This is a genomic window from Lachnoclostridium sp. (assembly GCF_031997925.1).
In the GTDB taxonomy this organism is placed as follows: Bacteria; Bacillota; Clostridia; order Lachnospirales; family Lachnospiraceae; genus Lachnoclostridium.
The window spans coordinates 44,091-53,796 of record NZ_DAMADT010000014.1 but is presented as its reverse complement, the minus strand read 5'-3'; the positions used below and the strand labels follow the sequence as shown (position 1 = coordinate 53,796).

Annotated in this window: 6 protein-coding genes and 1 pseudogene; 5 read left to right on the top strand and 2 right to left on the bottom strand. The window is 36.3% G+C overall.

All coding sequences use genetic code 11. From position 1 onward, the window contains the following. From RTP52_RS10835 to RTP52_RS10820, 4 genes and pseudogenes are all read left to right on the top strand, one after another. A pseudogene (locus tag RTP52_RS10835) lies at positions 1-495 on the top strand (type I glutamate--ammonia ligase); the annotation flags it as partial. A gap of 30 nt (positions 496-525) precedes the next feature. Continuing rightward, a complete protein-coding gene (locus tag RTP52_RS10830; RefSeq protein WP_312371242.1) occupies positions 526-1,068 on the top strand; it encodes an ANTAR domain-containing response regulator in 543 nt (180 codons plus the stop codon). Positions 1,069-1,371: 303 nt separating this feature from the next. Then, positions 1,372-2,205, top strand: a complete 834-nt coding sequence (gene dapF / locus RTP52_RS10825; protein ID WP_312371283.1) for a diaminopimelate epimerase — start codon at positions 1,372-1,374, stop codon at positions 2,203-2,205. 87 nt (positions 2,206-2,292) lie between these two features. Then, positions 2,293-3,507: an LL-diaminopimelate aminotransferase gene (locus tag RTP52_RS10820; RefSeq protein ID WP_312371240.1), complete on the top strand. Its 1,215-nt coding sequence runs from the start codon at positions 2,293-2,295 to the stop codon at positions 3,505-3,507. A gap of 90 nt (positions 3,508-3,597) precedes the next feature. On the opposite strand, the gene RTP52_RS10815 is transcribed toward RTP52_RS10820, so the two are convergent. Together RTP52_RS10815 and RTP52_RS10810 are read right to left on the bottom strand one after the other, a co-directional pair. Next, positions 3,598-5,211, bottom strand: coding sequence for a trypsin-like peptidase domain-containing protein (locus RTP52_RS10815; RefSeq protein WP_312371237.1), 1,614 nt, complete (start codon positions 5,209-5,211; stop codon positions 3,598-3,600). 334 nt (positions 5,212-5,545) lie between these two features. Next, complete coding sequence (locus RTP52_RS10810; RefSeq protein WP_312371234.1) at positions 5,546-8,179, bottom strand: cation-translocating P-type ATPase; 2,634 nt, start codon at positions 8,177-8,179, stop codon at positions 5,546-5,548. A 607-nt stretch (positions 8,180-8,786) separates the two neighbouring features. On the opposite strand from RTP52_RS10810, the gene RTP52_RS10805 reads away from it, so the two are divergent. Further along, positions 8,787-9,706 (top strand): S66 family peptidase (locus RTP52_RS10805; protein WP_312371231.1); only part of this gene is annotated, 920 nt, incomplete at its 3' end.

Here is a 9,706-nt window from a genome sequence, read left to right as displayed (position 1 = left end):
CATGCTCCAAGTATGACTGCGATTACAAATCCTTTGGTTAACTCCTATAAGAGGTTAGTGCCTGGTTATGAGGCACCTGTTTATATTGCATGGTCTCTTGTCAATCGTAGCCCACTTATCAGAATTCCAGACGGAAGGGAAGAAAGAACTAGAGTGGAATTACGCAGCCCTGACTCAGCCACCAACCCATATTTTGCACTAGCAGTATGTTTGGCAGCGGGGCTAGATGGTATTAAGAGTAAGATGATTCCTCCGGTAGGAGTCGATAAGAATATCTTTTCCATGAGCGACCAAGAGAGACTTGCTATGGGAATTCGCAATCTTCCTAGCAGTTTAGGTGAAGCTTTAGATGAGTTAGAAAAGAGTGAGTTTATGAGAGAAGTACTGGGAAGTCATGCTTTCCACACTTATATAAGAGCGAAGAGAGTAGAATGGTCCCAGTATCGTACGCAGGTTTCTGAATGGGAGATTGACCAATACCTTAACCGTATTTAGGAGAAAAAATTGTAACGGAGGTGGTCAAATTTGCTGAGTATAATCATAGCATTCCCAAAGATTGAGGACGCGAATAACATAAGAAATATCTTAGTGAGTGGCGGATTCGAAGTGAATGCGACCTGTACTACCGGTGCACAGGCAATCATGGTAGCAAATGAACTTGATGAAGGAATCGTTATCTGCGGATTTCGTCTGCCAGATATGATATACCTGGAGCTAAATGGTTACCTACCTCGTGGATTTGAGATGCTATTATTAGCTTCCCCTCAAAAACTACTAGATTGTGCAGATGGTAATATTCTAAGCCTTAGTATGCCTATTAAGATACAAGATCTTCTGAATACCCTTCAGTTGATGACATACAAATATATGCGCCGAAAGAAAAGGGATAAGAATAAACCAAAAGATCGTACCACAGTTCAGCTAGAAACTATCACTAGAGCCAAAGAGCTATTAATGGAACGCAATAAGATGACGGAAGAGGAGGCGCACCGATACATCCAAAAGACCAGTATGGATAGTGGTACGGATATGGTAGAAACAGCTGAAATGATTTTGACTATGATGTAACTGTATTCATTTTATACATCATAAGTATTCGAAATTTCTATCCTATGAAAGCGGCTGAAATATTGAATTTAAGCGTATATCTGTTTATAATAAATCATATTTGTTATTAGAAAGAGAAATGGTAGCTGTATGAATCTCAAAACTTCTTAGGTATCAAGTATGAGTAAAGGAAGCCCATACTGTAAGTACACAGTGAATAGTAATATCTTGATCGGTATGAGTGTTAAAGCATGCACTTGGGATTAGTGTACACGCAAATTTATGCCAGTGGCCCAAAATTTGCAGAAAGGCATGGTAATTAATATGAATTTTACAAAGATGCAAGGTTGCGGAAATGATTATGTTTACGTAAATTGTTTTGGGGAAACCGTAAACAATCCAAATGAAGTGGCAAAAAAAGTGAGTGATCGACGTTTTGGGATTGGTTCTGATGGATTAATCTTAATCAAACCATCTGAAATCGCAGATTTTACAATGCATATGTACAATGCAGATGGATCACAAGGGAAAATGTGCGGAAACGGAATTCGCTGTGTTGGTAAGTATGTTTATGACCATGGTATGACAAGGAAAACAAGCCTAGCGATAGAAACATTAGGTGGGGTGAAATATTTAGAATTAATCGTTGACGGCGGGAAAGTAACAGAAGTAACGGTTGATATGGGTGAACCAGTTTTAGAGTCTACATTAATTCCGATTGCAGTTGAGCAGGAACAGGTAATCAATATGCCAATCACAATTGCAGATCGCGAATTTTTCATCACAGGTGTTTCGGTAGGAAACCCTCATGCTGTTACCTTTATTGAGGACACCAACTCTTTCCCAATCGAAAACTATGGTCCATTGTTTGAAGAGCATCCATTCTTTCCAGAAAAGATTAATACGGAGTTTGTACAAATCCTTGATCGTAAAACTGTCAATATGCGTGTTTGGGAGCGTGGCTCTGCAGAAACTCATGCTTGTGGAACCGGTGCAACATGTTCTGTGTATGCAGCTATCTTAAATGGCTTAACGGAGGATGAAGTGACAGTTCATATGTTAGGTGGTGACGTTGTCATTCGTTATGACAGAGAGAAGAATCGACTATTTATGAAGGGGCCAGCTGTTACGGTTTTTGAGGGTGGGATAGAGATATAGAAAGTAATTTTTCATTAATTTGTGCCTTGTAATCCACGGTACAAATATAAATGTGAAATAAAAACATGCGCTGGAATGGAGGGTACAATGTTTAAAATTAATGAAAACTATTTAAAATTACAAGGTAGTTACTTATTTTCAACAATTGGAAAGAAAGTACGAACCTATAAGGAAGAAAACCCAGATAAGAACGTAATTAGTTTAGGTATTGGTGATGTGACACTACCTCTTGCTCCAAGCATCATAAGTGCGCTTCATAAAGCTACAGAGGAAATGGCAGCAAAGGAGACTTTCAAAGGCTACTCCCCAGACCTTGGATATGAATTTTTACGAAGTGCAATCTCAAAACATGATTACGAAGCGAGAGGAGTTCAAATTGCGATTGATGAAATCTTCATTAGTGATGGTGCGAAAAGTGATTCTGGCAACATTGGAGATATATTTGCAGAAAATAATAAGATAGCAGTTTGTGATCCAGTATATCCTGTTTATGTGGATACGAATGTAATGGCTGGTAGAACTGGTGAATTTAATACTACTACTGGTAAGTGGAGTAATGTCATCTATATGCCTTGCACCAAAGAACATAATTTTGTACCAATGCTACCTAAGGATACTCCAGATATCATCTATCTATGTTTCCCTAACAATCCTACAGGATCTGCAATCACAAAGAAGGAACTTCAGAAGTGGGTAGATTATGCAATTGAAAAAGGGGCAGTTATTATATACGATGCTGCTTACGAGGCATACATTAGCGAAGAAGATTGTCCTCATACCATTTATGAATGTGATGGGGCTAAAAAATGTGCAATTGAACTTCGTAGCTTTAGTAAAAATGCTGGATTTACAGGTACTAGACTTGGTTTTACAGTAATACCAAAGGAACTAACCAGCGGCGGTGTTTCTTTAAATAGTCTATGGGCAAGACGCCATGGTACAAAGTTTAATGGTGCACCATATATTATTCAGGCAGCTGGTGCTTCGGTTTATTCCCCAGAAGGAATGGCAGAAACGAGAGAACAGATTGATTATTATAGGAACAATGCACGATTAATTCGTGATGGATTACTAGAAGCAGGATATCAGGTATTTGGTGGTGTCAATGCACCTTATATCTGGTTGCAAACACCAAATGGCATGACTTCTTGGGATTTCTTTGATTATCTTCTTCAGAATGCATCTGTTGTTGGTACGCCTGGTTCAGGATTTGGACCAAGTGGAGAAGGATATTTCCGGCTGACTGCATTTGGTACGTACGAAAATACGCTAGAGGCATTAAGAAGAATTAATAATTTATAGATCATGACTTTAGTTTTAACTAATGTAATTTAGCAAAAAGCCGCTACACAACCTAAGGTCTCACTTAAGTTATGTAACGGCTATTAATTACTAATCTTCAGAATAAAAAACAAAGTATGAATTAGTTCCATCCTTATAATTTGAATCCAATTTGACTTCTAGATAATAATCACCTGCAGGTAGTTCTGTATCGATTATCCACATCGCATACTCATCCATATCTTCATCATCATCTTTATATAAAGTAGATTGATATGCAATTGTACCATCTTTATTTAATAAAGTAAATGAGAGACTCATAATATCACCTTTTAAAAATAATGAGGAGGAGCTAAGTGCTAAGTGTAATATTCCAGGGGTTTCTAATGTAATTTTATAGTAATCTATCAAGTTATCTGGAGTTTCTGTACTACCAATTGCGCAGAAACCAATTGGAATTGTTTGGCATGTTTCCATGCTTGTACTTAATGCATCATCTTCGACAATTATTTGTTCTTCATATAATTCCTCTATCAACTCAGACTTATATTTTTCAGCATATTCTGTCATCGTAAGAGGTTTAGAAGTATCAACTTTATCTAACTGCGCAATATTCAAAGAAAAATTTATATTTTGGCCATCATAGTAAGTTAAAGTATTTATACCAATAACTTCTCCATAAGCATTAATTAAAGGACCACCGCTATTACCTTGAGATATGGAGGCAGATATTTGCATAAAATTAGCACCGTCTAAAATACGTGAAGCAGATGATACGATACCTTCTGTTAGTGTTCCAGTTAGTCCAAATGGACTTCCCAGTGCATAGATAACTTCGCCTACTTTAGCACCTTTTTTATTGATAACCAAACTTGTGTTATTAGTAGGGATACTTAGTATTGCAATATCGAGCTCTTTATCGTAACCTAAAATCTTATTCACTTTGTATTTTTTATTGTTACTAGTAGTAATTACTATGTTGGTACTACCTTCTATAACATGATAATTTGTTACTACTACACCTTTATCAATGAAAAATCCGGAACCTTGTGAATTAAGATATTCATTATCATATTTTGCTATGATTTCTACAGTAGAAGGGCTACATTTTTTATATATTCCTTCAGCGGTTAACTTACCTATTGTTAATTTATAAGTCTTTTTATATTTGCCTGCTTTAGCTGTAACAGTAACCTCTCCACCAGCCTTTGCTTTTACCTTACCAGTTGAACTATCAATAGAGGCAAGTTTTTCGTCGGATACACTCCAGGTAATTTTATCACTGATACCATATGTATTTGCTTTAAATGTAAAAGTTTCATTTATTTTTAACTCTTTGGTTGTAGCTGTTAATTTAATATATGGATCTTTAACCGTGATATAAGCCTTAAGTGAATAAGTTTCATTGTTCTGCTTGACGGTAGCTGTTATAGTTGCAGTACCTTTTGCTAATGGTGTCACTTTTCCAGTAGAATCTACTTTTGCAATTTTAGAATTGCTTGACTTATAGGAAACTTTTGCGGCTTTACTAAGATTATTAAAACTTAGGGAATAGGATTTATAACCCTTATATAACGTTTTCTTGGTAGAGGTGAGTTTCGGTTTAGATGTTGTAGATGTAGCAGCGAATACCTTAGTAGGGGCTACATAACTAATTGAAGTGATGGAGAACATTAGAGTAACTAGTAATAAACTGTTTAAAATAATTCGTTTCATTTTTCCCATTCGTATAATCTCCTAATATTTTCTTATGTTTGTAAAAATTGGTATATATTAATACTAATTTAGTATAAATAGGAGGAAATGTCAACTAATAAAGTATAAAATGAGTATAAAATCCTAAGTATTCCATACAAAGAGCATAACTTATAAATGGATTTAGAACCTTTAATAAATAGGAACATCCACACTAAGTACTTAGTGAGTCTGCTCCTATTTTTGCCTAAATTTGAAAGTATACTGTTTTTTTAACTAAGAAAGATACCGTTTCATATTTAAGAATAATACCATTTCATCTAAAGAATAATCCCGTTTCTTAATTCCTCAAGTATAGTAAGGATTAGTTCTTACCAAATTTACGCTGGAAGAATTTCACCACTTCAACAACTGGAATAATTAAGAATGCAAGTCCTAAAGCTACGAGGTATTCAGGAATTGAAATATGCTCAAAGCCAAAGGCAGTATTAACACCTGGTATATAAATTACTGCAGTAGTAAGAATAAGACTTAATGCCATACCACCAATTAAGAAAATATTGTGGTGTTTCATATGAAGAATACTCTTTCTCTGGCTACGTAGGTTAAAGGAGTGGAAAATCTCAGCCATGGACATCGTTAAGAACGCCATTGTCATACCATCTGCACTGTTTGCAATTTCCCAAACACCAGCTTCCATGTAATGACCGATAAAATAAGCCGCTAATGTGATAACCGTAACCAGAACACCCTGGTATAATACGTCGACGCCGAGACCTCCGGAAAAAATACCATCCTTCGGACTTCTTGGCTTACGTTCCATTATATCCTTTTCAGACTTTTCTAAACCAAGAGCCAACGCTGGGAAACAGTCTGTAATCAAGTTAATCCATAAAAGGTGAACTGGTTTTAGTATTGTAAAACTGAGAATTGTAGCAACAAAAATACTTAACACTTCACTTAAGTTACTGGAAAGTAAGAACTGAATAGCTTTACGGATGTTATCATAAATACGGCGACCTTCTCCAACTGCACTTACAATTGTAGCGAAGTTGTCATCTGCGAGTACCATATCAGCAACATTCTTTGTAACGTCAGTACCTGTAATACCCATACCAATACCAATATCAGCAGATTTGATACTTGGAGCATCGTTAACACCGTCACCGGTCATTGCAGTAATCTTGCCCTTTGCTCGCCAAGCATTTACGATACGAACTTTATGTTCTGGCTGTACACGAGCGTATACAGAATAACGTTCGATTTCATTTTTAAATGCCTCATCAGAGATTTCATTTAATTCTGCACCAGTGATAGCTTCTTTTGCATCTTTGATAATTCCAAGCTGTGTTGCAATAGCAACAGCAGTATCGCGGTGGTCACCAGTAATCATAATAGGACGAATACCAGCTTTTTTGCATTCTGTAATTGCACCAACTACCTCTGGACGGATAGGGTCAATCATACCAGTAAGACCAACGAAAACTAACTCTTTTTCTAAGCTCTCAGGGTTAATATCGGTTGGAACACTCTCATAATTTCTGTATGCAGCAGCTAAAACACGAAGTGCTTTATCTGCCATTTCTTTATTCTTTGAAAGAATCTCGTTACGGATAAAATCTGTTAATGGAACGACCTTACCCTGATATAATGCATGAGTACAACATTTTAAAACTTCATCTGGAGCACCTTTGGTGTATTGAACAATTCCATCAGCTGTCTTATGAACGGTACTCATCATCTTACGAACTGAATCAAATGGAGCTTCTACAACACGAGGTTGTTGTTCTTTTAATTTATTTTTATTGAGAGATAATTTTGTCGCATAATTTACAAGTGCACATTCGGTTGGTTCACCAACTGCATTATTTGTTTCATCTAGCTGAGCGTCAGAACAAAGTGCCATTGCTGTAGCTAATAAGTCTTCTTTTTCTCCAAAGTGCTCAACTACAGTCATCTTATTTTGAGTAAGAGTACCGGTTTTATCACTACAGATAATCTGTGCACAACCAAGTGTTTCTACTGCGGTTAGCTTACGAATCACTGCATTTTTCTTACTCATATTGGTAACACCAATACTAAGTACAATAGTAACTACAGTAGCAAGGCCTTCAGGAATAGCAGCGACAGCCAAACTTACGGCAACCATAAAGGTATTTAAGGCAACCTCACCATTAATGGTTTCAGCAGTTAATAAACTGAATCCGAAAATGAATATACAAATTCCAACAACAAGTACGGTTAAGATTTTACTTAATTGTGCTAATTTAATTTGTAATGGTGTACGTCCTTCTTTTGCATTAGCAAGTGCATCTGCAATCTTACCCATTTCAGTATCCATACCGATTGCAGTGACAACAGCAGTACCACGGCCATATACGACAACACTACCCATATAGACCATATTTTTTCTATCGCCGAGAGGAATATCTTTTTCTGTTCCAAGGGTTAATTTATCAATTTTTTTATTAACTGGAACACTTTCGCCGGTAAGGGCAGCTTCTTCCACCTTAAGGCTGGCACTTTCTAATAATCTTGCATCTGCAGGAATTGCATCTCCTGCTTCAAGTAGAATGACATCACCGACAACTAGATCTTCACTTTTAATGCTTTGTATTACACCATCTCGTAGAACTTTACTTGTAGCAGCTGCCATTTCTTGAAGAGCTTCAATTGCTTTTTCAGCCTTACTTTCTTGTGTTACCCCTAGGATTGCATTAATGATTACTACCGCAAGAATAATTAATACATCAGCGAAAGATTCGTGTGCATAGGCAGCAGTGATACCGGATACAGTAGCAGCACACAACAGGATAATTGTCATAGGATCTTTCATTTGTGAAAAGAATCTAGCAATAAGTGATTCTTTCTCCGCTTCTTTTAACTTGTTCTTACCATTTTTTAAAAGACGCTCTTCGCTTTCCTTCGATGTAAGACCTGTCGATTGACTCCTGATCTCTTTTAGTACATCATCAGTAGATTTTAAGTAATAGTTCATTCAAATCTCCCTTTCTTATTAGTGTAGATTTCTACATAGCAATTAGATAACATCGTATGTATTATCTTTCAAATTTAATCTTGGTGAAAATTTTCAATGAATATAGTCACACCATACTTATCCAAAGTGAAGTTTTTGATAATAAAGTTTTGCCCACAATGAAGTTTAGCTTACTTTCTATTTGATAGTGTTTACCAACTATGCAACAAAAAAACTCATGCATAACTTAAAATAAAAGTTATACATGAGTCTCATTCTCTAAGGCAAACCAGGCACGAAGCCATGATGTTGGAAATTGCCGCGTAAGCAAAAGTTTACGTGAATTACTCCCCCACTTATACTGGATATTGGATTAAATTTTATTTTGATACAAATGGAAACCATTTGTTATAGACCTATCATACCAGATTTTTTTGAATAATCAAGCATTTTCATTATATTTTAATGTTTACTTAATGATACAACAAGTTTTTCCTTGTATTAAATCAGATTATTGCTTACACTAAAGTAGTGTGAAATAAAGACACTTCACATACAAATTTCTGCCTGTGGCTCAAATTCATACGTGGTAGAATATTAGATAGTATGCTTTAGGAGGATGAAAGATATGATATACCCATCATTATTAAAGAAAGGTGATACGATTGGAGTTACAGCTTGCTCTGACGGAAAACCAGATGTATTGGATGCAGTAAGACTTGATCATGCTAAAGTACAGCTAGATAAGGTCGGCTATAAAGTTCTTGAGACTAAAAATACCAGAGTTAGCTTTAAAAGCCGTAGTTCTTCTGCTATGGAGCGTAAAGAGCAGTTAGAAGAATTGTTAGAAAATGACGAGGTGAAAGCAATCATAATGGTCTCTGGTGGAGATTATTTACTAGAGATGTTACCACTTCTTGATTATGATAAATTTGTAAAGAATCCAAAATGGTTGCAGGGATATTCTGATCCAACGGGCCTTTTGTATACTGTCACCGTTGGCTGTGATATTGCTACCGTGTATGGGTGTAATTTTTCTGATTTCGGCATGGAAGAATGGCATCACTCCTTAGAGAATAATCTAAAACTGTTACAAGGGGAGGGCATACAACAAGAGAGCTTTGACTTCTACATGGATGGATTTAAGAAAAAGGTAACAGGATATGAAGGATATGATTCTGACAAAGAAGTTTGCTGGAGAAATGCTCGTGATGAAGATGAAATCTTAATAGAAGGAAGATTTCTTGGTGGGTGTCTTGATGTTTTACTAAACCTTGTCGGAACAAAGTATGATAAAACGACTCAGTTTATAGAAAAATATAAAGAGGATGGGATCGTATGGTATTTAGAAAGCTTTAGTAGAGATTCGGAAGAATTATTTACTGGTCTTTGGAATTTAAGAGAAGCTGGATGGTTTCAATATGCCAAGGGATTTGTTTTCGGTCGTCCTTGCTTTTTTGAAACCAACACAGACACCACATATGAAGAGGCTATCTTGTCAGTTTTAGAGGAGCTCCACGTTCCGATTGTCTTTGATGCGGATTTTGG